We start from the raw sequence: 25,672 nt of genomic DNA, 5'->3' as shown, positions 1-25,672 counted from the left end.
TCCCGGCCGCTTTTCGTTTGACCGCCGCCCGTGATCGGGGCCGCTTACGGTCGTTGAACTCCGCACACCCCCCTCCGTAAGCACAGCCGCCCAAGACACAAGGACGCATTGACAATGAAGCAGTCTGCCGCCAAGACCCTCGGTGTCGCCGCTCTCGGCGCCGCCTTCGCCGCCGCGGGTGCCGGCGCCGCGAACGCCGCCCCCGCCGTGCCGGACCCCGCGGCCGCCCTCGGCCCCGTCTCCTCGGTGGTCCCCGTCGGAGGTCTGACCGGCGCCACCGAGTCCCTCGCCGCCGGGCAGAGCGCCGTCGGCAGCGGTCTGCAGACCCTGGGCCCGGCGGTCGACCGCGTCGCCCCCGGCCTCCTCGGCGACCAGAAGGTCAAGCCCGGCAGCCCCAAGCCCAAGCCCGGCGTCCCCGCCTCCCCCGTCTCGGGTCTGCTCGGCGGCATCCCCCTCGGCGGCACCGGCATCAACGGCCTGCCGCTCGGCTGACCCGGCCCGGCACGTACGCCGATGGGGTGCCCCCTTTCGTGAGGGGGCGCCCCATCGTTGTGTCCGGGTCCCGGCGAGGTCACCAGGCCTGGCGGGTCTTGCTCTCGGACGGCAGCAGGAACCACAGCGCGATGTAGAGCAGGAACTGCGGGCCGGGCAGCAGGCACGAGACGACGAAGATGACGCGCATCATCTTCGCGGAGGTGCCGAAGCGCTTGGCCAGGGCTGCGCACACTCCGCCGATCATCCGGCCGTGGGTGGGGCGGGCAAGGGCGGTCATGTCGGGCTCCTTCGTGAACCGTAGGTGGGGGGCTTCTTCCCTGTGCCCCGATACCTCGACGGTACGTTCGCGAAGTGGCCCAAAGCGTCGCTCTACGGGGCGATGCCGACCCTGGGAATTGTCGGGGTCGACCCCTGAGACAGCTCCTCCCGGCGGCGGGCCGGGCGGCGCTCGACGCCTCTGTCACGACGGAGCCTGGCCCTGACCGCGGGCACCACCGCGAGGTGCGCCACGGCCACCCCGAGGGTGTTCAGGAGCAGCGAGTCGATGTCGACGACCTGCCCGGGGACCCCGGTCTGCAACAGCTCGATGCCGAGGGAGAGCAGTGCTCCGGCAGCGACCGTGCGGACCAGGGAGCCCCACGGCGAGACCGTGAGCCGGCCGTCGGCCAGCGGCAGCAGCACCCCGAGCGGCGCGAGCAGCAGCACGCTCTCGCCGATCCGGCGGGCCGCCTGGAAGCCGCCCAGCGCCAGATCCGCCTTGATCCCGGCGAGCGGCTGCAGATTCGCGGCGCTCACCCAGGGCACGTCCAGTGGACGCAGCGTGATCCACCCGACGAGCAGGAGGTGCGCGGCGAGGAGGAATCCCCCCGCCGCACGGAAGCGGATGGCGGCAATACGGCCGCCCGAGCCTTGGCGCACGTCCCCCAAGACGTCAGAGGCGGCAGGATCGGTTCCGCGTACCCGTCCGCTACTGGTCGACGCTCTCCGTGGGCGGCGCCACCGTACCCGGCCTCGAGCGGACCTCCGGGGTGCACTCGTAGCGCCGCAACGGGGCGTCTCCCGGGCCACCCAGGACGACCGCCCCGTCGTCGGAGGCCGCGTTGTCGGCCAGCGTGCACACGATCTGGGCCAGCGCGAACGTGGACAGGCTCTCCGGCGGTGTGCTGAGGCGCAGCGCGTCGCCGGGTTCGCCCTTGCGCGGTCCCGAGACGGTGACGCCCGCGCGCACGTCCGTGGCGAAGCCCGCCTGCCGCTCAGGGGCCGCCGGGGGCGCCGCCAGCTCCTCGAGGAGCGCCTGGGCGATGCGTACCCGGTCGGTGCTCGCCTTGTCCGTGCGGATCCGCAGGTCCCGGTCGACGGTCACCAGCTGCGCCGCGCACACCAGGAACACCTCCACCGGCACGCCGCCGCCCGACCGCGAGGCGATGCCGGAGCCCGAGAGCACGCACGGCACCCGGGACGGCGCCGCGCCGTAGTCGGTCGGCACCTCGGTCGACCTGATCCCGCACCCGGCGAGCACCGCGGTGAGCGCCGCGACGGCGGCCACGGCGCGCGTCCGTCGCCCGTTCATGCCTGTTCCCCCTCGGCGCTGTCCCCGTCCTCGGTGCCGTCGGTGCCGTCGGGGCCGTCGGTGCCGTCACCGTCGCGCGGCAGCCACAGCGTGAAGACCGCGCCGCCCTCCTCGGAGTTGGCCGCGGTGATCTCACCGCCGTGGATGTGCGCGTTCTCCAGGGCGATGGAGAGGCCGAGGCCGCTGCCCTCGGAGCGCGGGCGGGACGCGCTCGCCTTGTAGAAGCGGTCGAAGACGTGCGGCAGGACCTCTTCGGGGATGCCGGGGCCGCCGTCGCGTACGGAGATGACGAGCTTGGCGTCCTCCAGGCGGACCGAGACCTTCACCGGGGAACCGCCGTGCTTGAGGGCGTTGCCGATGAGGTTCGCCAGGATCACGTCCAGGCGGCGCGGGTCGAGCCGGACCATGATGCCGCGCTCGGCGTCCAGGTCGACCGCGTCCAGCCAGGCGCGCGCGTCGATGCACGCCGTGATCTGGTCGGCGATGTCGACATCGTCGAGGACCAGGCGCGCGGTGCCCGCGTCGAAGCGGGTGACCTCCATGAGGTTCTCCACGAGGTCGTTCAGGCGGCGGGTCTCGCTCACCACGAGCCGTACGGCCGGCTCGATCATCGGGTCCACCGAACCGGTCTCCGCGTCGAGCTCCTCCTCCAGGACCTCCGTCACGGCGGTGATCGCGGTCAGCGGGGTGCGCAGCTCGTGCGACATGTCGGCGACGAAGCGCCGGGACGCCTCGTCGCGGGCGCTCATGTCGGCGACCTTCTTCTCCAGGTTCTCGGCGGTCCTGTTGAACGTCCGGGAGAGATCGGCGAGTTCATCGGTGCCCGACACCCGCAGGCGGGTGTCCAGCTTGCCCTCGCCGAGCCGCCGCGCGGCCACCCCCAGGCGGTGTACGGGCTTCAGCACGGTCGTCGCCGCGGCCTGCGCCAGCAGCGCGGAGCCGATCAGCGCGAGCCCCGTGGCGATGGCGAGGGACCAGCCGAGCGAACTGAGGTCCTTCGCCTCCGGCTCCAGGGACTTGAGCATGTAGCCCGTCGGACCGCCGCCGATCACGGTGGCGCCGCCCACCAGGTACGGCGTGCCGTGGTCGGCGATCCGCTGCCAGTACAGGTGGTGGGCGCTCTTGTTGCCCGAGGTGAGCGGCTGCTTCTCCTTCACCGCCTTCTGCAGCGCGGGCGGCACCTTGGCGAGCGTGAAGGCGTCCAGGTCGGAGTAGCCGACGATCTGCCCACCGGTCTTCTTCTCGGCGACCAAAAGCACGCTGTAGCGCTGGCCGCTGGTCGCCATCTGCTCGGCGGTGGACTGCAGTTCCTCCTGCGAGGGATTGGCCTGCAGGGCCCCCGCGCGGCTCTGCATCTGCTGGCGGAAGTCCTTGAGCGCCGCGTCCTGCGCGCGCGTCAGCACGGCCTCGCGGTTGAGCCAGTACGCGATGCCCGACGCGGAGACGGCGGCGGTGAGCGCCACCAGGCCGAACACCACGACGAGGCGCAGCCGCAGGCTCGTGAAGCGCAGCCCCGCCAGTATCGCCTTGCGTGCCGCGGCCCACCCGCGGAGCTTGTCGTGCGGTTTGGTCACTGAGGCGTGTCCAGCCGGTAACCGACGCCGCGCACCGTACGGATCAGGGTCGGCGACGACGGTACGTCCTCGACCTTGGCGCGCAGCCGCTGCACGCACGCGTCGACGAGCCGGGAGTCGCCCAAGTAGTCGTGCTCCCACACCAGACGCAGCAACTGCTGCCGCGACAGGGCCTGTCCCGGCCTGCGGCTCAGCTCCAGGAGCAGCCGCAGCTCGGTCGGCGTGAGCTGCAGGTCCTCGCCGTTCTTCGTCACGGTCATCGCGGCCCGGTCGATGACGAGCGAACCGAACGTCGCCGCGTCGTTGGCCTCCCGCTCGCCGCGCCGCAGCACGGCCCGGATCCGGGCGTCGAGGACCCGCCCCTGCACGGGCTTGACCACATAGTCGTCGGCGCCCGACTCGAGGCCCACGACGACGTCGATGTCGTCGCTGCGCGCGGTCAGCAGGATGATCGGCAGCTGGTCGGTGCGCCGGATACGACGGCACACCTCGAACCCGTCGATGCCCGGCAGCATCACATCCAGCACGATCAGGTCCGGCCGCTGCTCACCGAGCAGCTTCAGACCGTCCTCGCCGGTGGCAGCAGTGGCCACCCGGTGCCCCTGGCGCGTGAGCGAAAGCTCCAGGGCCGTCCGGATGGCGTCGTCGTCCTCGATCAGCAACAGGGAAGGCACGGACGTCATTCTGTCCCATGCCACGGCCCCAGTTCGACTGCTGGGTCTTCCCCGGGCCCTTTAAGAGCGGGTAGATGCCCCCACCCACACGTGACCTTCACAGGTGGAAGACGTACCGAACCCCTGTGACAGGCCTGTGACAGTCGACGGACACCGTCATGAAGTGGCTCCGGCAGAGTTCTGGTCACAAGCAGGAAGCACGGAAGCAAGACGGAACAGGCCGGACTCCACCCGACGGGGGGCGCAAGATGAATACGCTGCACAGCACCAGCTCAAGCGCAGTTGTCACGCGTCTCCACGACGTCGGACGGAGCGCCGAGAAGTCCGGTGCAACGGGAGGGCGGGGGTGCGCTCGCGGTGCCGGGCGTCAGCACACCGGGTTCATGACGGTGGTTGACAGGGCTCACGGGGGAGCCGCGTACGGGGAGGGCTCGGGGGAGCGCAAGTCGCTGTCGGAGGCGGAGTTCACCGCCTACGTCCAGGAACGGCGCGCCTCCCTGTACGCAACCGCCTACCACCTGACAGGCGACCGCTTCGAGGCCGAGGACCTGCTGCAGAGCGCCCTCTTCTCGACGTACCGCGCCTGGGACAGGATCAGCGACAAGGCCGCGGTCGGGGGCTACCTCCGCCGCACCATGACCAATCTGCACATCAGCGCGTGGCGCCGCCGCAAGCTGAACGAGTACCCGACCGAGGAGCTGCCGGAGACGGTGGGCGACACGGACGCGATGCGCGGCACGGAGCTGCGCGCGGTTCTCTGGCAGGCCCTGGCCCGCCTCCCCGAACTGCAGCGGACGATGCTCGTGCTCCGCTACTACGAGGGTCGTACGGACCCCGAGATCGCGGACATCCTCGACATCAGCGTGGGCACGGTGAAGTCCAGCATCTGGCGCTCGCTCCGCCGGCTGCGTGAGGACGAGGTCCTCAGCTTCGGCCGTGACCAGGAGGAGTCCTTCGGCGAGCTGGTCGCCTGAGGGGCGGGGGGAACACGGGGGAAGCAGGGGGGCCGCCGCTCCGGGGGGTTGCGGCGGATGCACGGGGGAAAGCACGGGGGAAACAAGCAGCGGGACCGGAAGGCCGGGGGGTCTTTCCGGTCCTTCTGTTTTCCGGTCTCCCGCTGCTTCCCCGGTCTCCTGTCGCTTCGCGGTCTCGTACGCTACGACGACGCCTTGGCCCGCGCCTTCACATGGCGGCCCGCCGCCGCGGCCGCGACCCGGCCCAGCGCCTCCTCCTTGCCGCAGGGGTGCGCGCCCAGCGCGGTCTGCCGCGCCACGATGGCGCGTTCGGCCCGCATCAGCCGCCATCCCCGCCGCAGCAGGAACGGCACGGACTTGCGCCCCTCCCGCAGGTCCCGCAGCAGTCGCCGCCGGAACGTGGTCGCGGGCCTGCCCCGCAGACAGATCGCGTCGGCGAGCACGCCGAGCTCCTCGCACCGCCGCACGATGTCCGCGGCGAAGATGCCCTCCGCGATGAACAGCGGCGTGCGCTCGATGTCCAGCGCCTCCTGGCCGACGCGCGAGCTGGTCGCGATGTCGTACACCGGCACCTGCGTGCGCCCCGTACGACACAACTCCTCGATGGCGGCGACCGCGACATCCGCGTCCCAGGAGCCGACGGAGTCCCAGTCGATGTCCGAACTGCCCGGGACCTGCGGCAGCGTGGGGTCGTCGCCCTCCTTGTAGAAGTCGTCCAGACACAGGACGGGCAGCCCGGAGCGGTCGGCGAAGGAGGACTTGCCTGAGCCGGAGGGGCCCGCGAGCAGCACGACGCGGGTCGGTATCGGGGGACGGGAACCCAAAGCTGTGGCCTTTGCACCTGGGGGTGGACCGCATCTCCCGACACGGCTCGTCAGCGTGGACGGAGCCATTATCAACCGAGCCGAGCGCGGAACCCACCCTTCCGCCCGGCCCCGTGCCCCGCTCGCCGGGAACGCCCGGCGCGCCCTACCGGGCGAGTCGCCCTTTGGCTCCCGTGCGGCGACTCAACTACGCTACGTGCGCGCTCGGTCACTCACTACGCACGGATATGGGCGGTACCCATGGCACGACACACAGCAACCCTGTCACCCCGGCCCGCCAAACGCGCACTGCTGCGCGCGGGCCTCACCGTCACCGCCGCGGGCGCCGCCCTCGGCATGGGCGCGGGTGTCGCGGGGGCGGCGGAGCCGGGCCCCGCGGCGGCCGGGCTCACCGCGCCGCTCAGTGCCCTGGACACGGCGATGCCCCTCCAGGTCCTCACGTCGGCCGTGCACCACTCGACGGAGGGTGGCCTCGGCCCCGCCAAGGACCTGCAGCTCGACCCGCTGGCGAACACCAGCGCCGACCCGCTCGACAACACCCTCGGCACGCAGATCGCGGACTTCAAGCCGCTCAGCACGGGAGTGGTCACCGCCCCGCTCGCCGAGGGCGGTTCACTGTCCGACCTTCCCGTGGTGGGCGCGGTGGCGGGGCTGCTGCCCGGCTAGGCAGGCAGTCAGTCAGCCAGGTGGTCGGTCGCCGCCGGGTCCTTCTTCGAGCGCAACGGCATCTCGCGGATCAGCCACGCCGCCGCGAACGTCACGGCGCACAGCACCGCCGTGCCGGTCATGACGGCGTGCAGGCCGTCGGTCACCCCGGACCGGAAGGCCTCCCGCAGCGGTTCGGGCAGGCCGCGCAGGGAAGCGGGGGTCAGCTCGTGGCCGCCCGCGAGGCTCTCCCCGGCCGGACCGAGCCGGTCGGTGACGGTGCCGGTCAGCCGGTCCGTGTAGAGCGAGCCCAGCACCGCGACGCCGAGCGAGCCGCCGATGGTGCGCAACAGCGTGGTGGTGCCGCTGGCCGCACCCAGATCGCGGGGTTCCGCGCTGCTCATGGTGATCAGCAGGGACGGCTGCATCAGAGAGCCGAGACCCGCGCCGAGCACGAAGGTCAGCCCGGACGTGACGGCCGTGGCCGTGTCCACGCCGACCGTCAGGAGGGCGAGGGCGCCCGCCGTGGCGATGGCGCCGCCCGCGATCGGATACGCGCGGTACCTGCCGCCCTTGCCCACCGCGCGGCCGATGTACAGCTGCGCGCCCATCATGCCCAGCATCAGCGGGAGCAACAGAAGGCCGCTCTCCGTGGACGACTTGCCGCGGACGAACTGCATGTACTGCGGCAGGTAACCGGCCGCTCCCAGCATCGCCGCGCCCGCGAGGAAGGTGAGCACCTGCGCGAGCGTGAAGTTGCGGTCGTGGAACAGGCGGGGCGGGATGACCGGTTCGGGGGCGCGCCGCTCCACGCGGACGAAGGCGGCGAGCGCGACCGCCGCGAGCAGCGCGAGGCCGCCGGTCTGCGGCGAGATCCAGTCGTACGTGGTGCCGCCCCAGGTTCCGAGCAGCGTCAGCGCCAGGATCGCCGCCGTGAGGAGGGCGGCGCCCGCCGCGTCGATACGGGCCGGGCCGCGCTCGCCGCGCACCGTGACGAGCAGGCCGACGATCAGCAGCGCGGCCGCGCCCACGGGCACGTTGACGTAGAAGACCCAGCGCCAGTCGAGCCGGTCGGTGAGGAAGCCGCCGAGCAGCGGTCCGCCGACCATCGCGACGGGCAGCAGCACGCCGGCCATCGACTGTGCGCGTCCCGCCTCCGCGGGCGGCAGCAGCGTCCCGATGAGGGACATCGCGCCCACGAAGAGCCCGCCCGCGCCGAGCCCCTGAAGGGCGCGGAAGGCGATCAACTGCTCCATGTTCTGGGCGAGTCCGCAGAGTACGGAGCCGAGGAGGAAGATCGTGACGGAGGCCTGGTAGCCGCCCTTGCGGCCGTACAGGTCGCCCAGCTTGCCCCAGATCGGGGTCGAGACGGCGGCGGTGAGCAGATAGGCCGTCACCACCCAGGAGAAGTGGTCGAGGCCGCCGAGGTCGCCGACGATCGTCGGGAGCGCGGTGCCGACGATCGTGCCGTCGAGCGTCGCCAGGATGATGCCGAGGAGCAGGCCGAGGAGGGCGAGCGGGGAGGGCGGGTCCGGGGTTTTCGGCGGTGCGGGCGGTGCGGGTGGTGCGGGCGTCGGTTCCGGGGTGGCGGGTGGGGTGGGTGCGCGGGGCTCCGTGCGCTGGTTCATGGCGTCCTCGCTGTGGGTGACGTGACGTCAGGCGGCGTACGGGCGGGCGGACCTGGCCTCGCGCAGGGCCAGCGCCCACCATGCGAGCTGGTCGAGCATGGTCTTGACCGCCGCGTCGCTCGCCGGTTCCGTCATCTCCTGCTCCTCGTCGAAGAGGCCCCAGGCGTTGTGCAGGCTGACGGTGTTGCGGATCGTCGTGGCGTTCAACTCGGCCATGACGACCCGGAGGTGTTCGACCGCGCGCAGGCCGCCGGAGATGGCGCCGTAGGAGACGAAACCGATCGGCTTGGCGTGCCACTGCTCGTTGTGCCAGTCGATGGCGTTCTTCAGGGACGCCGGGTAGCTGTGGTTGTACTCGGGCGTGATGAAGACGAAGGCGTCGGCCGCGGCCAGGCGCGGGGTGACCAGCGCGAGGGCCTCGGTGGTGCCGGGCGCGGGCGGCTCTCCGAAGGCGGGCAGGACCGTGGGCAGCGGGGTCTCGGCGAGGTCGACGACGTCGACGTCCATGTCGTCGCGCTGGTCGACGTGGCCCTTGATCCAGCGGGTGACGACGGGTGCGAAGCGGCCCTCGCGGGTGGAGCCGACGAGGATCGCGACGCGGAGGGCGGCGGGGCGCGAAGTGGGTGTGGTCATGGGGGTCCCCCGGGAATGTGAATGTGTACGGCGTATCGTTCGCGTACAACGTACACATCGATGTGTACGGCGTCTACACGGGATACGGTGTACGCATGGCAGCACAGAAGAAGCCCGAGCCCGACATCACGCTCTGGGAACGCATGGAGCGCCCGACGGCCGCGCAGCGCACCGCGCTGACACCGCAGAAGATCGCCGAGGTGGCCGTGAAGATCGCCGACGCCGAGGGCTTCGCGGCCGTCACCATGCGCCGCCTCGCCACCGATCTCGGCGTCGCGCCCATGGCCGCGTACCGCCACGTCTCCGGCAAGGACGACCTGTGGGCGCTGATGGTCGACCGGGTCACCGCCGAGGTCGTCGTACCCGAGGACGTGACCGGCTGGCGCGAGGTGCTGCGCGCGTACGCCGTCGGGAGCCGCCACCTGATGCTGGCGCACCCCTGGCTCGCCCAGCTCCCCACGCCGCACTTCGCCCTGACGCCGAACCGGATGGCCATGGCGGAACGCCAGCTGGCGGCGCTGGAGAACCACGGCCTCGACGCCGACACGATCATGACGGCCTTCCGCACCGTCGGCGCCTATGTGCACGGCGTCAGCCAGTCGGAGGTGGCGCTGCGCCAGTTCATGGAGGACAACGGCTGGACCAGCGGCGACGAGACGCGCGCGGGACTCGCGCCGCAGATGACGTACCTGATGAGCACCGGCCGCTACCCGGCCTACCGGCGCTACGCCCTCGACGCGGGACGCAAGGACGACGCCGCCTGGCGGTTCGAGACGGGGCTCGACTGCGTCCTGGACGGCATCGCGGTCCGGCTCGGCCTCGAACCGCGGACATGACGGAGCCCCGGCCTCCTGGACGGAGGAGGCCGGGGCTCCGCGGTGTGCGGGGGTGGCGGTGGCTAGTACGCCGAGCCGGACGCGCCGAGCGAACCCGTCGGGTGCCAGACCGTCTTGGTCTCCAGGAAGGCCGTCAGGCGGTACGTGCCGGGGTCGGCGGAGAAGTCCACAGGCTGTGGACGCAGCACGCGCTTGAGGTTGTCGGCGGCGGCGATCTCCAGATCGCGCGCCAGGTCCGCCTCCGCGCCCGCCAGGTCGATCGCGTTGACGTCCTGGTGGGCGGCGAGCGGGGCCGCGATCTCGGTGGTCTTCCCGCTCAGGATGTTGACCACGCCGCCGGGGACGTCGGACGTCGCGAGGACCTCGCCGAGGGAGAGCGCGGGGAGCGGCGCCTTCTCGGAGGCGACCACGACGGCCGTGTTGCCCGTCGCGATCACCGGGGCGATCACCGAGACCAGGCCGAGGAACGACGAGTCCTGGGGCGCGAGGACCGCGACCACGCCGGTCGGCTCGGGTGTCGAGAGGTTGAGGTAGGGGCCCGCGACGGGGTTCGCGCCGCCCACGATCTGGCCGATCTTGTCGGTCCATCCCGCGTACCAGACCCAGCGGTCGATCGCCGCGTCCACGACAGCGGCGGCCTTGGACTTGGAGAGGCCCTCCGCGTCCGCCACCTCCCGCACGAACTGGTCCTTGCGGCCCTCCAGCATCTCCGCGACGCGGTAGAGGACCTGACCGCGGTTGTACGCGGTCGCGCCCGACCAGCCGCCGAACGCCTTGCGGGCGGCGACGACCGCGTCACGGGCGTCCTTGCGGGAGGAGAGGGGCGCGTTCGCGAGCCACTCGCCCTTGCCCGCCGCGTCAGCGGCTGATGTCGCCTTGTTCACCTCGTACACCCGGCCGCTCTCGGAGCGGGGGAACTTGCCCCCGACGTACAGCTTGTAGGTCTTGAAAACCGTGAGTCGGTCAGACATCGAGGTACGCCTCCAGCCCGTGCCGGCCGCCCTCGCGGCCGAAGCCCGACTCCTTGTAGCCGCCGAACGGCGAGGTCGGGTCGAACTTGTTGAAAGTGTTGGCCCAGACGACGCCCGCCCGGAGCTTGTTCGCGACCGCGAGGATGCGCGAGCCCTTCTCCGTCCAGATGCCGGCGGAGAGCCCGTACTGGGTGTTGTTGGCCTTGGCGACGGCCTCGTCCGGCGTGCGGAAGGACAGGACGGAGAGGACCGGGCCGAAGATCTCGTCGCGGGCGATGGTGTGCGCCTGTGTGACGTTGGTGAAGAGCGTCGGCGCGAACCAGTAGCCGGAGGTGGGCAGTTCGCACGACGGCGACCAGCGCTCGGCGCCCTCCGCCTCGCCGGTCTCGGCGAGCGCGGTGATGCGGGCGAGCTGCTCGGCGGAGTTGATGGCACCGATGTCGGTGTTCTTGTCGAGCGGATCGCCCAGGCGCAGGGTGGACAGGCGCCGCTTGAGCGAGTCGAGCAGCTCCTCCTGGATCGACTCCTGTACGAGGAGGCGCGACCCGGCGCAGCAGACCTGCCCCTGGTTGAAGAAGATGCCGGTGACGATGCCCTCGACAGCCTGGTCGATGGGCGCGTCGTCGAAGACGATGTTCGCGCCCTTGCCGCCCAGTTCGAGCGTGACCTTCTTGCCGGTGCCCGCGACCTGGCGGGCGATCGCCTTGCCGACGGCGGTCGAGCCGGTGAAGGCGACCTTGTTCACGTCGGGGTGGGCGGTCAGCGCGGCGCCCGCGTCGCCGTACCCGGGGATGATGTTGACGACGCCCTTGGGCAGGCCCGCCTGACGGCAGATGTCCGCGAAGAACAGGGCGCTCAGCGGAGTGGTCTCGGCCGGCTTCAGGACGACCGTGTTGCCGGTGGCGAGCGCCGGGGCGATCTTCCAGGCCAGCATCAGGAGCGGGAAGTTCCACGGGATGACCTGGCCCGCGACACCGAGCGGCGCCGGGTTCGGTCCATAGCCGGCGTGGTCGAGCTTGTCGGCCCAGCCCGCGTAGTAGAAGAAGTGCGCGGCGACCAGGGGGAGGTCGGCGTCGCGCGTCTCCTTGATCGGCTTGCCGTTGTCCAGCGTCTCCAGGACGGCCAGCTCGCGGCTGCGCTCCTGGATGATCCGGGCGATGCGGAAGAGGTACTTGGCGCGCTCGGCGCCCGGCAGCGCCGACCACTTCTCGAACGCCCTGCGGGCGGCCTTGACGGCGCGGTCGACGTCTTCGGAGGAGGCCTGCGCGACTTCGGAGAGGACCTCCTCGGTCGACGGGGACACCGTCTTGAAGACCTTGCCGTCGGCGGCCTCGGTGAACTCGCCGTCGATGAACAGGCCGTAGCCGGCCGCGATGTCGACGACGGAGCGGGACTCGGGCGCGGGTGCGTACTCGAAAGGAGTGGAGGTCATGGGTCAGTCCACCGTCACGTAGTCAGGGCCGGAGTAGCGGCCTGTGGCCAGCTTCTGGCGCTGCATCAGCAGGTCGTTGAGGAGCGACGAGGCGCCGAAGCGGAACCAGTGGTTGTCCAGCCAGTCGGGTCCCGCCGTCTCGTTCACCAGGACGAGGAACTTCACCGCGTCCTTGGTGGAGCGGATGCCGCCCGCGGGCTTCACCCCGATCTGTACCCCGGTCTGCGCGCGGAAGTCGCGGACGGCCTCCAGCATGAGCAGCGTGTTGGGCGGGGTGGCGTTGACGCCGACCTTGCCCGTCGAGGTCTTGATGAAGTCGGCGCCCGCGATCATGCCGATCCAGCTGGCGCGCTTGATGTTGTCGTACGTCGAGAGCTCACCGGTCTCGAAGATGACCTTCAGGCGGGCCGTGCCGCAGGCCTCCTTCACGGCGCGGATCTGCTCGAACACGGTCATGTAGTCGCCGGAGAGGAAGGCACCACGGTCGATGACCATGTCGATCTCGTCGGCGCCCGCGGCCACGGCTTCCCGCACGTCACCGAGTTTCACCTCGATCGCCGCGCGGCCCGCGGGGAAGGCGGTCGCGACGGACGCGACCTTCACGCCGCTGCCCGCGACGGCCTCCTTGGCGGTGGCGACCATGTCCGGATAGACGCAGACGGCCGCGGTGCGGGGCGTCTCCCGGTCGGTCGGATCGGGGTTGACGGCCTTCGCGCCGAGCGCCCGGACCTTGCCCGGGGTGTCGGCGCCCTCGAGCGTCGTCAGGTCGATCATCGAAATGGCCAGGTCGATGGCGTACGCCTTCGCCGTGGTCTTGATCGAACGGGTTCCGAGCGAGGCGGCACGCGCCTCCAGGCCGACCGCGTCGACGCCGGGCAGCCCGTGAAGGAAGCGGCGGAGCGTGCTGTCGGACGCTGTCACGTCAGCGAATGCAGTGGGCATGGTCACGAGGGGAGCATATCTACGCGCGTAGCTGCTGTACAGGGGTGGGGGTTCCGGGCGCTGCCCGGGGCCGGGTAGGGGCCGAGACGGGGTCGGCGTGGGGCCGGGATCGGGCCGCGGTGGGATCGGGGTGGGGACCGGCCAGGGGCCCCGGGCCGGGCTTCAGGCAGAATCAGGGTATGAGCGACCCCCAGAACCCCGTGGCGGAGCCCGCGTACAAGGACCGCACCTTCCGGTCCCCCGCCGGCATCGCCGGCGGCGTCCTGCTGCTCGCCCTCGGCGCCTGGCTCGGCATCGACGCCGTCGTCCGCGGCGAAGGCCGCACCCCGTGGCTCGCCCTCGCCGGGCTCCTGTTCGCCGTGCCGCTGGTCCTCGCGTTCACCGTGCGGCCCGTCGTGTACGCCAACGACGACCGGCTCCGCGTCCGCAACCCGTTCCGCACGATCACCCTGCCGTGGGCGTCCGTCGCGTCGCTCCGCTCCGGGTACTCCAACGAGGTCCTGACCGCCGCGGGCGCCAAGTACCAGCTCTGGGCGATCCCCGTCTCGCTGCGCGGCCGCAAGAGGGCCGCGCGCAGGCAGTCGCAGGCCGCCGCGTCCGGCGACCCGACGGTGGGCGGCCGCCCCTTCCTCGACCCCACGGTGCGGACCCGTTCCTCGGGCGACCAGTCCATGGACGAACTCCGCGAACTCGCCGAAAGCCGCTCCGAGGAACCGTCCGCACAGGGCGAGCCGCTGGTGCGGTGGGCGTACGAGATCGTGGTGCCGTGTCTGGCGGGGGCGCTGCTGCTTGCGGTGTTGCTCGCGGTGACGTGACCTCGCCGCGGAGCGGCGCAGCATTACCGGGCGCTGAGGCGCGGAGCACTGGACCCCGCCGCGGAGCGGCGCAGCAGTACGTGGCGCTGAGGCGCCGAGCACAGAACCCCGCCGCGGAGCGGCGAAGTACCACCGGGCCGGAGGGCGTACCGGTCGTGGCAATCCGCAGACCGGCGATCTACGGCGGACCCATCCACGCCAGAAGCATGTGCCCCCCGACCCCCGCCGAGCCGACCGCCGCCATCACCAGGACCGACACCATCACCCGCTTCCTCGCCCGCGCGAGCGCCACCGCGAGCGGCAGCAGAAGCGGGAAGCCGGGCAGCAGGAAGCGTGCCCGCGGGAAGTACACCCCGCTGCTGCCGAGGACGATCAGCAGCAGCAGACCGCTGAACAACAGCAGCGGCAACGGCTGGCGGTCGCCCACGCAGAACACGAAGAGGACCACCGCCCCCAGCAGCGTCGCCGTCACCATGGCGAGGAAGAGCGGCGGCCGCTCGACCACGAACAGGGCGTGCATGCGCCGCAGCGTCTCCACGCCGCCGTCCCACTCGTTGCGCCACAGCTTCTGCACGGCGAAATAGCCGTCCCAGCGGCCCAGGCGCAGGCCCACCCACCCGACGTACGAAAGCCAGCCGAGCGGGGCCAGCAGGGCGCCAAGGACGGGACGCGGGAAGCCGGACCGCTGTCCGGCGAAGCGGCCGTGGAGTGACAGGAGCGCCGTCACGGACACCGCCGCGGCGAGCGCCACTCCCGTCGGGCGGGTGAGCCCCGCGAGTGAGGCCAGAACCCCCGCCCACACCCAGCGGCCGGTGAGCACCGCGTACAGCGACCACGCGGTGAGCGCCGTGAAGAGCGACTCCGTGTAGCCCATCCACTGCACAAGCGCGACCGGCAGGCTGCCCCACAGCACCGCGAGGACGACCCCGGCCCGGCGGCCGTACAGCCGGGCGCCCACCGCGAAGATCCCCCACGCCGCGAGGAACGAGCAGACCAGCGTGATGCCGAGGCCCGCCGCGCCGCGCGGCAGCCAGGGGAGCACCGTGTCGCCCACCCTGACAAGGACCGGGTACAGCGGGAAGAACGCGAGGTTGTTCGCGTCGAACTGGGTGCCGAGCGTGTGCGTGTACCCGTGGTCGGCGATCTTCAGGTACCAGTCGCAGTCCCAGGACCGCATCAGCAGATGCCCGACCCCCCGGTGCTTCCGGTGCGCCCACGTGGCGAGCACCAGGAGGCCCAGGGCGCGGACGCCCGCGTACGCGAGGAGCGCGGGCGCGGCGTGGCGCAGGGACCGTCCCACCCGCCTCCTGAACCCCGGTGACGGGTGAGGGACGCTGCCGGAGCGCCTGGACGCGGGTACGCAGGACGGCGCGGCGGTGGTGGGCGAGGACTCGGAGATTCCGTACGGCACTGCGGCAGCTCCCGGAACGTGAAAGTGCGCTACCGGTCGTCCCTTCCTGGGGGACCGGCAGCGCACCGGATCGCTGCGGCAGCTGCGCTAGCGGAACCACTCGCACGGGTGGTCCCGGGCTACGTGGCCAATGGCTGGCGGCTATGGGCGCCGTGGAACCGTCCCGTTCAGATGCCCGCAGCCGACGACAGGTCGCGCTTGATCGTCTCCAGCGTCCTGGCCGCCTCGGCCCGCGCCCCGGCCAGCTCCGCCTTGGACGACACCGGGACCACCACCTCCAGGTAGCACTTGAGCTTGGGCTCCGTGCCGCTCGGGCGCACGATCACCCGGGCGCCGTCGAGCGTGTAGCGCAGGCCATCCGTGGGCGGCAGCGTTTCCGTGCCCCGCGTCAGGTCCTCCGCCTTCGTCACGGGCAGGCCCGCGAGCTCCGTCGGCGGCTGCTCGCGCAGCCTGCGCATGGCGTCCGCGATCAGCGACAGGTCCTCGACGCGTACCGACAGCTGGTCGGTGGCGTGCAGACCGTGCTCCACGGCCAGGTCGTCGAGCAGGTCGAGCAGCGTACGACCCCGCTCCTTCAGCTCGGACGCGAGCTCCGTGAGGAGCAGCGCGGCGGTGACGCCGTCCTTGTCGCGTACGCCCTCGGGGTCCACGCAGTAGCCGAGCGCCTCCTCGTAGCCGTAGCGCAGGCCGTCCACGCGGGCGATCCACTTGAAGCCGGTCAGGGTCTCCTCGTACGGGAGGCCCGCCTTCTCCGCGATCCGGCCGAGCAGGGACGAGGAGACGATCGACTCGGCGAAGGTGCCGTGCGCTCCGCGCGCGACCAGGTGCGCGGCGAGGAGGGCGCCCACCTCGTCACCCCGAAGCATCCGCCAGTCCGCGTCGCCCTCTCCCGTCCGCACGGCCGCCGCGCAGCGGTCCGCGTCCGGGTCGTTGGCGATGATCAGGTCCGGGGCGGGGGTGGTGCGGGCCGCCGTCGCGAAGGCCAGGTCCATCGCGCCCGGCTCCTCGGGGTTCGGGAACGCGACCGTGGGGAAGTCCGGGTCCGGCTCGGCCTGCTCGGCGACGAGGACGGGCTCGGGGAAACCGGCGCGGGCGAACGCAGCGAGGAGGGTCTCCTTGCCGACGCCGTGCATCGCCGTGTAGACGGCGCGGGCGGTGCGCGGGGAGCCGGGGGCCAGGACGGCGTCCGTACGGGCCAGGTAGGCCTCCAGGACGTCGTCGGAGAGGGTCTCCCAGCCGGTCTCGGGGCGGGGGACGTCGTGGAGGCTCGCGATGGCGTCGATCTCCGCCGCGATCTCCGCGTCCGCGGGCGGGACGATCTGGGAGCCGTCGCCCAGGTACACCTTGTAGCCGTTGTCGCGCGGCGGATTGTGGCTGGCCGTGACCTCCACGCCCGCGACGGCGCCGAGGTGCCTTATGGCGAAGGCGAGCACGGGGGTGGGCAGGGGGCGGGGCAGGACCGCCGCGCGCAGGCCCGCGCCGGTCATGACGGCGGCCGTGTCGCGGGCGAAGTCCGCCGATTTGTGGCGGGCGTCGTAGCCGACGACGACCAGGCCGTCGTTCTGGCCCTTGCCCTTGAGGTACGCGGCGAGGCCCGCGGCGGCGCGGATGACCACGGAGCGGTTCATGCGCATGGGACCCGCGCCGAGCTCGCCGCGGAGGCCCGCGGTGCCGAACTGGAGGGTGCCGGCGAACCGTGCGGTCAGCTCTTCGGTGTCCTCGGCGTCGATGAGCTTGGCCAGCTCTTCGCGGGTCTCGGGGTCCGGGTCCTCGGCCAGCCAGGCCTGGGCACGTGCGATGAGTTCGGTGTCCTGCACGGGTTCTTCAGCCTCTCGTGTGTCGGGTTCGTCTGCGGGTCCGTCTGGGCTGGGGTCTGCGCCTGTTGTTCGGTTGTGGGGCGGGGCCGCGGGGGTATGTGCGTACTCGCTGTCCCTGCGTCGCGCTGCCCGGGCAATGGGGCTACAGGATGCTCGGTGCTCCGTTCGCACATACCCCCACGTCCCCTCCGGTGCGTGTGCGACTGCGGCCCGGTGGGGGCTGGCCCCGTCCTGCCGTACGTTGTGGGGCAAACGCCCCGGCCCCCGCCCCTACCTCGGCCGTGCGCTGCGGGGCAAACGGGTGGGTGGGTGGGATACATCCGCCGCGAAGCGGCGGGCCTGTTCGTACCCGCAGACGGAAGGCGGGGGCGGGGGGGCCGACCCAACGAGCCCCCGCCCAACGAGCCCCCGCCCAAGGCGCCCCCGCCCGCTAAACGCGGGGGAGGACCTTCCCCAGCAGCTCCCCCATCCGCGTCGCGCTGTCGCGGCCCGCCTGGAGGACTTCCTCGTGGTTCAGGGGCTCACCCGTCATGCCCGCGGCGAGGTTCGTGACGAGGGAGATGCCGAGCACCTCCGCGCCCGCCTCGCGCGCGGCGATGGCCTCGAGGACGGTGGACATGCCCACCAGGTCCGCACCGATCGTGCGGGCCATGCGGATCTCCGCAGGCGTCTCGTAGTGCGGGCCGGGGAACTGCGCGTAGACGCCCTCCTCGAGAGAGGGGTCGATCTCCTTGCAGAGCGTCCGCAGCCGCGGCGAGTACAGGTCGGTGAGGTCCACGAAGTTCGCGCCGACGATCGGGGACGTCGCCGTGAGGTTCAGGTGGTCGCTGATGAGCACCGGCTGGCCGGGGCGCATGCCTTCGCGCAGGCCACCGCAGCCGTTGGTCAGCACGATGGTCTTGCATCCTGCGGCGACGGCGGTGCGGACGCCGTGCGAGACGGCCGCCACGCCACGGCCCTCGTAGTAGTGGGTGCGGCCCAGGAAGACCAGCGCGCGCTTGTCGCCGATCTTGATGGAGCGGATGCGGCCGCCGTGGCCCTCGACCGCCGGCGGCGGGAAGCCGGGCAGCTCGGTGACGGGGAACTCCGCCTCGGGCTCGCCCAGCGCGCCGACGGCGGGGGCCCAGCCGGAGCCCATCACGAGGGCGACGTCGTGGGTCTCGGCGCCCGTCAGCTCGCGCAGGCGCGCGGCGGCGGCGTCGGCGGCGGCGTAGGGGTCGCCCTGGATGTGGTCCGGAATAACTGAAGCGTTCACGCGGACGAGAGTAGCCGCTCAGGGCCTACGCGCGTAGATGACGATGCTCACGGGATTTCGATCGTTGTCTTGTCGTTTCCGACGAGGGCGGTCGGCCCGTGCCGGGACCACCGGTTCAGCAGGGGCGCTTGCGCAGTTCCATCACGTAGTCGTGGGGCGCCCCGGCGGATTCCGCGGCGTCCGCGAGTTCGCCCAGGTAGCGCGCCGAGGGCAGGCCGCCCTCGTAACCGTTGAGCACGTACACCCAGGCGGGCTCCTCGCCCTCCAGCGTGTGGACGCGGACCCGCATGCGCCGGTAGATGTCCATGCCCACGCCCTCCCACCGGTCCATGGAGTCCTCGTCCATGGGGGCGATGTCGTAGAGCGTGACGAAGACCTGGGAACGGGGGGCCTCGACCAAGGTGGCGAGCGCGCCTTCCCAGCCCATGTGCTCGCCGCCGAACGTGAGCCGCCAGCCGGTCAGCCAGCCGGTCGCGCGCAGCGGTGAGTGCGGGGCGCGGCGTGACATGAGCCGCGGATCCAGATTGCCGGCGTACGCGGCGTAGAGCGACATGTGGTCGAGGGTACGGCAGCAATCACCTGCGCCCCTCCCGTACCGCGAGGACCGCGTGGTCGTGGGGTGGCCGCACGGACGGAGGGCCCCGGCGCGTAACCACCTTGAAGCGTGCGGGACAATGGAGTACGTGACTCGGATCGTGATCATTGGCGGCGGACCCGGCGGATACGAGGCGGCCCTGGTGGCCGCCCAGCTCGGCGCGGAGGTGACCGTCGTCGACTGCGACGGTCTGGGCGGGGCGTCGGTGCTCACCGACTGCGTTCCGTCGAAGACTCTGATCGCGACGGCCGAGGTGATGACCACCTTCGACTCGTCGTACGAGGAGCTGGGGATCATCGTCGCCGACGACACCCCGCACATCGACACCCCCGCGCGCGTGGTCGGCGTCGACCTCGGCAAGGTCAACCGCCGCGTGAAGCGTCTGGCGCTCGCCCAGTCCCACGACATCACCGCGTCCGTCACGCGTGCGGGCGCGCGCGTGCTGCGCGGCCGGGGCCGTCTGGCGGGCCAGCAGGACACCGACGGCTCCCGCAAGGTCGTGGTGCGTGCCGCCGACGGGAGTGAGGAGACCCTCGTCGCGGACGCGGTCCTCATCGCGACCGGCGGCCACCCGCGCGAGGTGCCCGACGCGCAGCCCGACGGCGAGCGGATCCTGAACTGGACCCAGGTGTACGACCTCGACGAGCTGCCCGAGGAGCTCATCGTGGTCGGCTCGGGTGTGACCGGCGCCGAGTTCGCCGGTGCCTATCAGGCGCTCGGGTCGAACGTGACGCTCGTCTCCAGCCGTGACCGGGTGCTCCCCGGCGAGGACCCGGACGCCGCCGCCGTCCTCGAGGACGTCTTCCGCCGCCGCGGCATGAACGTCATGTCCCGCTCCCGCGCCGCCTCCGCCAAGCGGGTCGGGGACCGGGTCGAGGTCACGCTCGACGACGGCCGCGTCATCTCCGGCACGCACTGCCTGATGGCCGTCGGCGCCATCCCGAACAGCAGCGGGATGGGCCTCGAGGAGGCCGGGGTCAAGCTGAAGGACTCGGGTCACATCTGGACCGACAAGGTCTCGCGCACCTCCGCGCCCGGCGTGTACGCCGCCGGTGACGTGACCGGGATCTTCGCGCTCGCCTCCGTCGCCGCCATGCAGGGCCGCATCGCGATGTATCACTTCCTGGGCGACGCGGTGCAGCCGCTGAACCTGAAGGCCGTCTCGGCGAACGTCTTCACCGACCCCGAGATCGCGACCGTCGGCTACAGCCAGGCCGATGTCGACGGCGGAAAGATCGACGCCCGCGTGGTGAAGCTGCCGCTGCTGCGCAATCCGCGCGCGAAGATGCAGGGCATCCGCGACGGATTCGTCAAGATCTTCTGCCGTCCGGGAACGGGGATCGTCGTCGGCGGTGTGGTCGTCGCACCGCGCGCCTCGGAACTGATCCACCCCATCTCGATCGCGGTCGACAACAATCTGACCGTCGAGCAGATCGCGAATGCGTTCACCGTGTACCCCTCGCTTTCCGGGTCGATCGCCGAGGTGGCACGCCAGCTCCACACGCGGAAGACGGCGGGCGAGAGCTGATCGGAAGGGCGGCCTGAAACAACTCCGCGCAGGTCACGGAGTGTTGCGGCCCATTCGCGCGGCATACGCGAAGTGCAAAGCACCCATACCACTTCCCGCCCTGCCGTGCGAACAACTTCTGTAATTCGGCGCAAACTGCTGAAAGCAGACGGTCGTTGGGGTTACTGTCAGTTTCGTGTTCGCTGCAGAACGTCGCCAATTGATCCTCGAAATGGTGCGGGCCAACGGGGCGGTATCGCTCCGTGAGCTCGCCCGCGTCGTCCAGACCTCCGAAGTGACCGTACGGCGGGACGTGCGCGCGCTGGAGGCAGAAGGACTCCTCGACCGCCGACATGGCGGTGCGGTATTGCCGGGCGGATTCACGCGGGAGTCCGGCTTTCCGCAGAAATCACATCTCGCGACCGCCGAGAAGACAGCCATCGCCGATCTCGCGGCGGGCCTTGTCGAAGAGGGCGAAGCCATCGTCGTCGGGGCGGGTACGACCACGCAGGAGCTGGCCCGACGGCTCGCGCGGGTGCCCGGTCTGACCGTCGTCACCAACTCCCTTCTGGTGGCGCAGGCGCTGGCCCACGCCAACCGCGTCGAAGTCGTCATGACCGGCGGCACCCTGCGCGGCTCCAACTACGCGCTCGTGGGCAGCGGCGCCGAGCAGTCCCTCCAGGGCCTGCGGGTGACCCGGGCCTTCCTCTCGGGCAGTGGTCTGACCGCGGAACGCGGCCTCTCCACGTCCAACATGCTCTCCGCGAGCGTGGACCGCGCGCTGGTCCAGGCGGCGGCCGAGGTCGTGGTCCTCGCGGACCACACCAAGCTCGGCACCGACACGATGTTCCAGACGGTGCCGACGGACGTCATCACCCGCCTGGTCACGGACGAGCCGCCGGGGCACGACGACCGCGCGGCCACGGAGCTGCAGGCCCTGGCCGACCAGGGCGTGCAGATCGCGGTGGCGGGCGGTGCCGTCGGCCCTAACACCGGTGCCGATTCCGTCCAGGCGGGGCGCCAGCCGCGCCGGGACGTGCCCCTGCCGGGCCAGCGTCGCAACCACGGGGCGGCCCCGGGCCAGCAGCTGCGCAGCGCGGTCCTCGGGGAGCAGCCGCCCGGGGAACGGGCGGCGCGCGTCGCCGACCTGCGCCGTCGCTGACCCGGGCGGCCGCGGCCCCGAAGGACGGGATCCGCGGCCGTGGGCGGTGCCGGTGTTACGCCGTCGGCTGCCCGTCGGCCTTCAGGCCCCGCAGGGTCAGCGTGAGCAGGCGGTCGGCCAACTCCGGATCGTCCGGGGTCTCCTCGGCCGCCAGCGAGATCGCGTTGGTCAGCTGGAGCAGGTCGGAGATGGAGACGTCGGGGCGCACGGCCCCTGCCTCCTGGGCGCGGGCGAGCAGCGCCGCGCCCGCCCGGCGCATCGGCTTGCTGCACCGCGCGAGCGCCGAAGTGTCGTCGTGCGACGCCGACATGAGCGCGCTGGACAGGCCGCGGTACTCACCCGCATGAGTGATGATGGCGCGCAGCCACGTCACCAGCGCGGCACACGGCTGCGGGTCGTCGAGCAGCGCGTGCGAGCGCGCGAGGAGATCGCTCACCGCGTCCTCCCAGACCGCGCTCATCAGCGCGCACCGGTTCGGGAAGTGCCGGTAGAGCGTGCCGATGCCGACGCCCGCGCGGCGCGCCACGTCCTCCAGGGAGGTGCCCGTGCCGTGCTCGGCGAAGGCGGAGCGCGCCTCGGCGAGCAGCCGGTCGTAGTTGCGGCGGGCGTCGGCCCGCATGGCCCGCGCCGACTGTGCCGCCTGTCGCGGCGCTCTCGGCTGCTGGCCCGTGCCGGTCGTCATCCCCGCACCCTTCGTGAACGTACGCGTACCTCAAGGATGCCACTGCCCGCGGCACCCTCCCGGGTGAAGAAGGCGTCCAGCTCCGCCCTGGCCCTGCGCTCGCGCCGGTGCGGCGGCAGGGCGCCGCCGCACAGGTTCCGGGTCAGCCAGAGCACCAGCGGATACGTGACGCAGGTGCCGACGAGCACTCCGGTCAGCACGCCCGCCGCCAGGTTACCCATGATCATCAACTCGCCTTCGTGTGCTGCTTCTTGCCGCCGGCCCCGGCGGGCATGCGGAAACCGTCGCGGGCCGTGGCGATCATCGTGGCGCCGTTGTCCGGGACCACCGCGCCGTAGCCGAGGAGCCGCCAGCGGATGTCGACGGCGTCGCTCTCGTAGTACGGCACCGGACCCGCCGCCGACGGCACCAGGAGCGGCGCGGGCCGCCGGGCGCAGCCGTGGCAGGCGGCGACCTCCTCGCCGCCGTCAGGGGCCCCCGGGGGCCCCACGCGCGCGTGCCCGCGCGCGTGCAGCGGGTTGAAGTAGCAGGGCGGGTCGGGCCGCAGCGGCCGTTCCGTCACCAGGGCCGCCAGGGCGCGCAGCCCGATCCGGCTGAACTCGGCCGCCGCCACGAGTTCCCCCAGGGCGCGCGCGGCGTCGTACGCGGGGTCGGGGCTCTGCGGCCCGTCGCTGACCGGCCGGATCACCGAGTTGCTCGCCTGGATGGCCGCCGTGACGGCGAACGAGGAGAGTTCGGTGCGCAGTCGGGGCGAGAGCGAGCAGGTGTGGCGCAGGGTGTCGCCGAGCGCTGCCGCGTCGCTGAGCAGCTCCGCGCGGCGCTCGGCGTGCGGCCGCAGGGCCTCGGCGTCGCCGTGCGGTTCCGGCAGCGGGGCGCGCCAGTCGGGCGCGGGCAGCGGCAGGGTGAAGGTGTAGGGGCGGCGCCGCCCCATCGGCAGGTGCGTGAAGCGGCGTAACAGCGCCACCGAGAGGCTGAGCGTCAGCCCCAGGACGAGCCCCGCCTCGTAGCGCTCCCCGGCGTCCGCGGTCACCGCGAGCCAGCCGCCGGCCGTGCCGGCGCCCGCCGCGGCGAGCAGCCCGGATATGTCCCCCGTGCGTGTCACTGAAGTCCCCCCGTGGTCTTCGGTTCTACGAGGGGGAGGACGCGGGGCGGGAGCGGGGTGGTTGCGACGCCGGAGGAGCCGGGAAATCAGCCCCTCCGGCGATTGCGGAGCGGGGCCCGGGGCAGCGCCCCGGAAACCCTCGCGCCGTCGCGGGTCAGTCCTTGATCTCGCAGATCACCGCACCGGAGGTCAGGCTCGCGCCCACCTCCGCGGTGAGGCCCTTGATGGTGCCCGAGCGGTGCGCGTTCAGGGGCTGCTCCATCTTCATGGCCTCAAGGACGACGACCAGGTCGCCCTCGTTGACCTCCTGGCCCTCCTCTACCGCGACCTTGACGATCGTGCCCTGCATGGGCGAGGCGAGGGTGTCGCCGGAGGCGGCGGGGCCGGACTTCTTGGCCGCGCGGCGCTTGGGGCGTGCGCCGCCCGCCGCCGCCGTGCGCGCGATCGTCATGCCGAGGGAGGACGGCAGCGAGACCTCGAGACGCTTGCCGCCGACCTCGACGACGACCGTCTCGCGGCCCGGCTCCTCGTCCGTCTCGGCGTCCGCGGTGGCCGTGAACGGCGGGATCTCGTTGACGAACTCGGTCTCGATCCAGCGGGTGTGGACCGTGAACGGGTCGGTGGAGCCGGTCAGTTCCGGCGCGAACGCCGGGTCCCTGACGACGGCACGGTGGAAGGGGATGGCGGTGGCCATGCCCTCCACGGTGAACTCGTCGAGCGCCCGGGCGGCACGCTGCAGTGCCTGCTCGCGCGTCGCGCCGGTGACGACCAGCTTGGCGAGGAGCGAGTCCCAGGCCGGGCCGATGACCGAGCCGGACTCCACACCCGCGTCCAGGCGGACGCCGGGGCCCGACGGCGGCGCGAAGGTGGTGACGGTGCCGGGCGCGGGCAGGAAACCGCGGCCCGGGTCCTCGCCGTTGATGCGGAACTCGAAGGAATGGCCGCGCAGTTCGGGGTCGCCGTAGCCGAGTTCCTCGCCGTCGGCGATGCGGAACATCTCACGGACCAGGTCGATGCCCGCGACCTCTTCGGTGACCGGGTGCTCCACCTGCAGACGGGTGTTGACCTCCAGGAAGGAGATCGTGCCGTCGACGCCGACGAGGAACTCGACGGTGCCCGCGCCCACGTAGCCGGCCTCCTTGAGGATGGCCTTCGACGCGGCGTACAGCTCGGCGTTCTGCTCGGCCGTCAGGAACGGCGCGGGCGCCTCCTCGACCAGCTTCTGGTGGCGGCGCTGCAGCGAGCAGTCACGGGTCGAGACGACGACCACGTTGCCGTGCTTGTCCGCCAGGCACTGGGTCTCCACGTGCCGCGGCTTGTCGAGGTAGCGCTCGACGAAGCACTCGCCGCGGCCGAAGGCCGCCACGGCCTCGCGCACCGCGGAGTCGTACAGCTCGGGGACCTCTTCGAGGGTGCGGGCCACCTTCAGACCGCGGCCGCCACCGCCGAACGCCGCCTTGATCGCGATCGGCAGGCCGTTCGCCTCGGCGAAGGCGACGACCTCGTCGGCGCCGGACACCGGGTCGGGCGTGCCCGCGACCAGCGGGGCGCCCGCGCGCTGCGCGATGTGCCGCGCGGCGACCTTGTCGCCGAGGTCACGGATGGCCTGCGGCGGCGGGCCGATCCAGTTCAGGCCCGCGTCGATGACGGCCTGCGCGAAGTCGGCGTTCTCCGAAAGGAAGCCGTAACCGGGGTGGACGGCGTCCGCCCCCGCGTCCTTGGCCGCCGCCAGCACCTTGGAGATGTCCAGGTAGCTGGTGGCCGGAGTGTCACCGCCCAGCGCGAACGCCTCATCGGCCGCCCGGACGTGCAGAGCGTCCCGGTCGGGGTCTGCGTAGACGGCTACGCTCGCGATCCCTGCGTCCCGGCATGCCCGAGCAACGCGGACAGCGATTTCGCCACGGTTGGCGATGAGCACCTTGCGCACGATGGCTCCCTCCTTGAAACAAGCCGAGTTTAGGGACTGCCGACACGGGCTTACGACCCGTCCCCAATGGTGAGCTTGCCCACACGGAGTGTGACTCGAGGCCGGCTGGTTCCGCGAAATCCCTTGTCGTACCGCCGTAGACAGGGTCCCTCCACGGCAGCGTAGCCCTCCGGTGTGGTCAAGGTCTCTGTCCGCCTGCGC

26 protein-coding genes are annotated in these 25,672 nt (G+C 72.0%); 7 read left to right on the top strand and 19 right to left on the bottom strand.

The features are described 5' to 3' along the window. Positions 1-114: 114 nt before the first annotated feature. Positions 115-492, top strand: a complete 378-nt coding sequence (locus AC07DI_RS02565) for an ATP-binding protein (RefSeq protein ID WP_384262286.1) — start codon at positions 115-117, stop codon at positions 490-492. Positions 493-571: 79 nt separating this feature from the next. On the opposite strand, the gene AC07DI_RS02560 is transcribed toward AC07DI_RS02565, so the two are convergent. From AC07DI_RS02560 to afsQ1, 5 genes are all read right to left on the bottom strand, one after another. Then, complete coding sequence (locus tag AC07DI_RS02560; protein ID WP_384262289.1) at positions 572-772, bottom strand: PspC domain-containing protein; 201 nt, start codon at positions 770-772, stop codon at positions 572-574. 92 nt (positions 773-864) lie between these two features. Continuing rightward, entirely contained in the window at positions 865-1,413 is a 549-nt protein-coding gene (locus tag AC07DI_RS02555) for a VanZ family protein (protein ID WP_384262291.1), read from the bottom strand. 49 nt (positions 1,414-1,462) lie between these two features. Next, positions 1,463-2,065 carry a hypothetical protein gene (locus AC07DI_RS02550; protein ID WP_478901648.1) on the bottom strand — a complete coding sequence of 201 codons (603 nt, stop codon included), beginning with the start codon at positions 2,063-2,065 and terminating at the stop codon, positions 1,463-1,465. Beyond that, positions 2,062-3,639 carry an ATP-binding protein gene (locus AC07DI_RS02545; RefSeq protein WP_478901646.1) on the bottom strand — a complete coding sequence of 526 codons (1,578 nt, stop codon included), beginning with the start codon at positions 3,637-3,639 and terminating at the stop codon, positions 2,062-2,064. Before AC07DI_RS02545 ends, AC07DI_RS02550 begins: the two co-directional genes overlap by 4 nt. Next, positions 3,636-4,313 (bottom strand): two-component system response regulator AfsQ1, encoded by a 678-nt coding sequence (gene afsQ1, locus AC07DI_RS02540; RefSeq protein WP_030779097.1) that lies wholly within the window; start codon positions 4,311-4,313, stop codon positions 3,636-3,638. Before afsQ1 ends, AC07DI_RS02545 begins: the two co-directional genes overlap by 4 nt. Positions 4,314-4,561: 248 nt before the next feature. Between afsQ1 and AC07DI_RS02535 the strand changes: the two genes are divergently transcribed. After that, positions 4,562-5,287: a SigE family RNA polymerase sigma factor gene (locus AC07DI_RS02535; RefSeq protein WP_478901644.1), complete on the top strand. Its 726-nt coding sequence runs from the start codon at positions 4,562-4,564 to the stop codon at positions 5,285-5,287. A gap of 182 nt (positions 5,288-5,469) precedes the next feature. On the opposite strand, the gene AC07DI_RS02530 is transcribed toward AC07DI_RS02535, so the two are convergent. Further along, the gene (locus AC07DI_RS02530) at positions 5,470-6,111 is read right to left on the bottom strand and encodes a uridine kinase family protein (RefSeq protein WP_384262302.1); all 642 of its coding nucleotides are present in this window, start codon (positions 6,109-6,111) and stop codon (positions 5,470-5,472) included. Between the two features lie 240 nt (positions 6,112-6,351). On the opposite strand from AC07DI_RS02530, the gene AC07DI_RS02525 reads away from it, so the two are divergent. After that, entirely contained in the window at positions 6,352-6,777 is a 426-nt protein-coding gene (locus tag AC07DI_RS02525) for a hypothetical protein (RefSeq protein WP_478901643.1), read from the top strand. 8 nt (positions 6,778-6,785) lie between these two features. Here the strand turns inward: AC07DI_RS02525 and AC07DI_RS02520 are convergent, their stop codons facing one another. Together AC07DI_RS02520 and AC07DI_RS02515 are read right to left on the bottom strand one after the other, a co-directional pair. After that, positions 6,786-8,384 carry an MDR family MFS transporter gene (locus AC07DI_RS02520; protein WP_478901642.1) on the bottom strand — a complete coding sequence of 533 codons (1,599 nt, stop codon included), beginning with the start codon at positions 8,382-8,384 and terminating at the stop codon, positions 6,786-6,788. Between the two features lie 27 nt (positions 8,385-8,411). After that, positions 8,412-9,017: an NADPH-dependent FMN reductase gene (locus tag AC07DI_RS02515; protein WP_478901640.1), complete on the bottom strand. Its 606-nt coding sequence runs from the start codon at positions 9,015-9,017 to the stop codon at positions 8,412-8,414. A gap of 95 nt (positions 9,018-9,112) precedes the next feature. Between AC07DI_RS02515 and AC07DI_RS02510 the strand changes: the two genes are divergently transcribed. Continuing rightward, the gene (locus AC07DI_RS02510) at positions 9,113-9,853 is read left to right on the top strand and encodes a TetR/AcrR family transcriptional regulator (protein WP_478901639.1); all 741 of its coding nucleotides are present in this window, start codon (positions 9,113-9,115) and stop codon (positions 9,851-9,853) included. Between the two features lie 62 nt (positions 9,854-9,915). On the opposite strand, the gene AC07DI_RS02505 is transcribed toward AC07DI_RS02510, so the two are convergent. The 3 genes from AC07DI_RS02505 to deoC are packed head-to-tail and all read right to left on the bottom strand — an operon-like array spanning position 9,916 to position 13,198. After that, the gene (locus AC07DI_RS02505; protein ID WP_478901638.1) at positions 9,916-10,824 is read right to left on the bottom strand and encodes an aldehyde dehydrogenase family protein; all 909 of its coding nucleotides are present in this window, start codon (positions 10,822-10,824) and stop codon (positions 9,916-9,918) included. Next, a complete protein-coding gene (locus AC07DI_RS02500; protein ID WP_478901637.1) occupies positions 10,817-12,256 on the bottom strand; it encodes an aldehyde dehydrogenase family protein in 1,440 nt (479 codons plus the stop codon). Before AC07DI_RS02500 ends, AC07DI_RS02505 begins: the two co-directional genes overlap by 8 nt. Before the next feature lie 3 nt (positions 12,257-12,259). Then, positions 12,260-13,198 carry a deoxyribose-phosphate aldolase gene (gene deoC, locus AC07DI_RS02495; protein ID WP_384262317.1) on the bottom strand — a complete coding sequence of 313 codons (939 nt, stop codon included), beginning with the start codon at positions 13,196-13,198 and terminating at the stop codon, positions 12,260-12,262. 179 nt (positions 13,199-13,377) lie between these two features. On the opposite strand from deoC, the gene AC07DI_RS02490 reads away from it, so the two are divergent. Next, on the top strand, positions 13,378-14,013 hold the full coding sequence (locus AC07DI_RS02490; RefSeq protein WP_384262318.1) for a PH domain-containing protein: 636 nt from the start codon (positions 13,378-13,380) through the stop codon (positions 14,011-14,013). A 178-nt stretch (positions 14,014-14,191) separates the two neighbouring features. Here AC07DI_RS02490 and AC07DI_RS02485 read toward each other — a convergent pair whose 3' ends face one another. The 4 genes from AC07DI_RS02485 to AC07DI_RS02470 form a co-directional block, all read right to left on the bottom strand. Beyond that, positions 14,192-15,412, bottom strand: coding sequence for a hypothetical protein (locus AC07DI_RS02485; protein WP_478901730.1), 1,221 nt, complete (start codon positions 15,410-15,412; stop codon positions 14,192-14,194). Positions 15,413-15,591: 179 nt separating this feature from the next. Beyond that, positions 15,592-17,241, bottom strand: coding sequence for a phospho-sugar mutase (locus tag AC07DI_RS02480; RefSeq protein WP_478901634.1), 1,650 nt, complete (start codon positions 17,239-17,241; stop codon positions 15,592-15,594). A 430-nt stretch (positions 17,242-17,671) separates the two neighbouring features. Next, on the bottom strand, positions 17,672-18,496 hold the full coding sequence (locus AC07DI_RS02475; RefSeq protein WP_384262323.1) for a purine-nucleoside phosphorylase: 825 nt from the start codon (positions 18,494-18,496) through the stop codon (positions 17,672-17,674). A gap of 115 nt (positions 18,497-18,611) precedes the next feature. Then, on the bottom strand, positions 18,612-19,049 hold the full coding sequence (locus AC07DI_RS02470) for a gamma-glutamylcyclotransferase family protein (RefSeq protein ID WP_384262325.1): 438 nt from the start codon (positions 19,047-19,049) through the stop codon (positions 18,612-18,614). Positions 19,050-19,170: 121 nt separating this feature from the next. Between AC07DI_RS02470 and AC07DI_RS02465 the strand changes: the two genes are divergently transcribed. Together AC07DI_RS02465 and AC07DI_RS02460 are read left to right on the top strand one after the other, a co-directional pair. Then, complete coding sequence (locus tag AC07DI_RS02465; RefSeq protein WP_384262327.1) at positions 19,171-20,619, top strand: NAD(P)H-quinone dehydrogenase; 1,449 nt, start codon at positions 19,171-19,173, stop codon at positions 20,617-20,619. Between the two features lie 175 nt (positions 20,620-20,794). After that, entirely contained in the window at positions 20,795-21,760 is a 966-nt protein-coding gene (locus AC07DI_RS02460) for a DeoR/GlpR family DNA-binding transcription regulator (protein WP_478901632.1), read from the top strand. Between the two features lie 55 nt (positions 21,761-21,815). Here AC07DI_RS02460 and AC07DI_RS02455 read toward each other — a convergent pair whose 3' ends face one another. The 4 genes from AC07DI_RS02455 to AC07DI_RS02440 form a co-directional block, all read right to left on the bottom strand. Then, positions 21,816-22,379 carry a TetR/AcrR family transcriptional regulator gene (locus AC07DI_RS02455; RefSeq protein ID WP_478901728.1) on the bottom strand — a complete coding sequence of 188 codons (564 nt, stop codon included), beginning with the start codon at positions 22,377-22,379 and terminating at the stop codon, positions 21,816-21,818. A gap of 59 nt (positions 22,380-22,438) precedes the next feature. After that, positions 22,439-22,669, bottom strand: coding sequence for a hypothetical protein (locus AC07DI_RS02450; protein WP_478901631.1), 231 nt, complete (start codon positions 22,667-22,669; stop codon positions 22,439-22,441). Then, positions 22,669-23,544 (bottom strand): hypothetical protein, encoded by an 876-nt coding sequence (locus AC07DI_RS02445; RefSeq protein WP_478901629.1) that lies wholly within the window; start codon positions 23,542-23,544, stop codon positions 22,669-22,671. The genes AC07DI_RS02450 and AC07DI_RS02445 overlap by 1 nt, the downstream gene beginning before the upstream one ends. Positions 23,545-23,698: 154 nt before the next feature. Further along, positions 23,699-25,471, bottom strand: coding sequence for an acetyl/propionyl/methylcrotonyl-CoA carboxylase subunit alpha (locus tag AC07DI_RS02440; RefSeq protein ID WP_478901627.1), 1,773 nt, complete (start codon positions 25,469-25,471; stop codon positions 23,699-23,701). Positions 25,472-25,672: the final 201 nt, after the last annotated feature.

The sequence above is a fragment of the Streptomyces sp. NPDC044106 genome, from assembly GCF_056433985.1.
Note: the sequence above shows the minus strand (reverse complement) of the source record. Positions and strands in the feature narration are given on the sequence as shown.

Excerpts from the sequence above, each read along its gene's own strand:
- AC07DI_RS02565 (WP_384262286.1), top strand. The coding sequence starts at position 115 with ATGAAGCAGTCTGCCGCCAAGACCCTCGGTGTCGCCGCTCTCGGCGCC.
- AC07DI_RS02560 (WP_384262289.1), bottom strand. The coding sequence starts at position 772 with ATGACCGCCCTTGCCCGCCCCACCCACGGCCGGATGATCGGCGGAGTG.
- AC07DI_RS02550 (WP_478901648.1), bottom strand. The coding sequence starts at position 2,065 with ATGAACGGGCGACGGACGCGCGCCGTGGCCGCCGTCGCGGCGCTCACC.
- AC07DI_RS02535 (WP_478901644.1), top strand. The coding sequence starts at position 4,562 with ATGAATACGCTGCACAGCACCAGCTCAAGCGCAGTTGTCACGCGTCTC.
- AC07DI_RS02525 (WP_478901643.1), top strand. The coding sequence starts at position 6,352 with ATGGCACGACACACAGCAACCCTGTCACCCCGGCCCGCCAAACGCGCA.
- AC07DI_RS02520 (WP_478901642.1), bottom strand. The coding sequence starts at position 8,384 with ATGAACCAGCGCACGGAGCCCCGCGCACCCACCCCACCCGCCACCCCG.
- AC07DI_RS02515 (WP_478901640.1), bottom strand. The coding sequence starts at position 9,017 with ATGACCACACCCACTTCGCGCCCCGCCGCCCTCCGCGTCGCGATCCTC.
- AC07DI_RS02510 (WP_478901639.1), top strand. The coding sequence starts at position 9,113 with ATGGCAGCACAGAAGAAGCCCGAGCCCGACATCACGCTCTGGGAACGC.
- AC07DI_RS02505 (WP_478901638.1), bottom strand. The coding sequence starts at position 10,824 with ATGTCTGACCGACTCACGGTTTTCAAGACCTACAAGCTGTACGTCGGG.
- AC07DI_RS02500 (WP_478901637.1), bottom strand. The coding sequence starts at position 12,256 with ATGACCTCCACTCCTTTCGAGTACGCACCCGCGCCCGAGTCCCGCTCC.
- deoC (WP_384262317.1), bottom strand. The coding sequence starts at position 13,198 with ATGCCCACTGCATTCGCTGACGTGACAGCGTCCGACAGCACGCTCCGC.
- AC07DI_RS02490 (WP_384262318.1), top strand. The coding sequence starts at position 13,378 with ATGAGCGACCCCCAGAACCCCGTGGCGGAGCCCGCGTACAAGGACCGC.
- AC07DI_RS02470 (WP_384262325.1), bottom strand. The coding sequence starts at position 19,049 with ATGTCGCTCTACGCCGCGTACGCCGGCAATCTGGATCCGCGGCTCATG.
- AC07DI_RS02465 (WP_384262327.1), top strand. The coding sequence starts at position 19,171 with ATGGAGTACGTGACTCGGATCGTGATCATTGGCGGCGGACCCGGCGGA.
- AC07DI_RS02455 (WP_478901728.1), bottom strand. The coding sequence starts at position 22,379 with ATGCGGGCCGACGCCCGCCGCAACTACGACCGGCTGCTCGCCGAGGCG.
- AC07DI_RS02450 (WP_478901631.1), bottom strand. The coding sequence starts at position 22,669 with ATGATCATGGGTAACCTGGCGGCGGGCGTGCTGACCGGAGTGCTCGTC.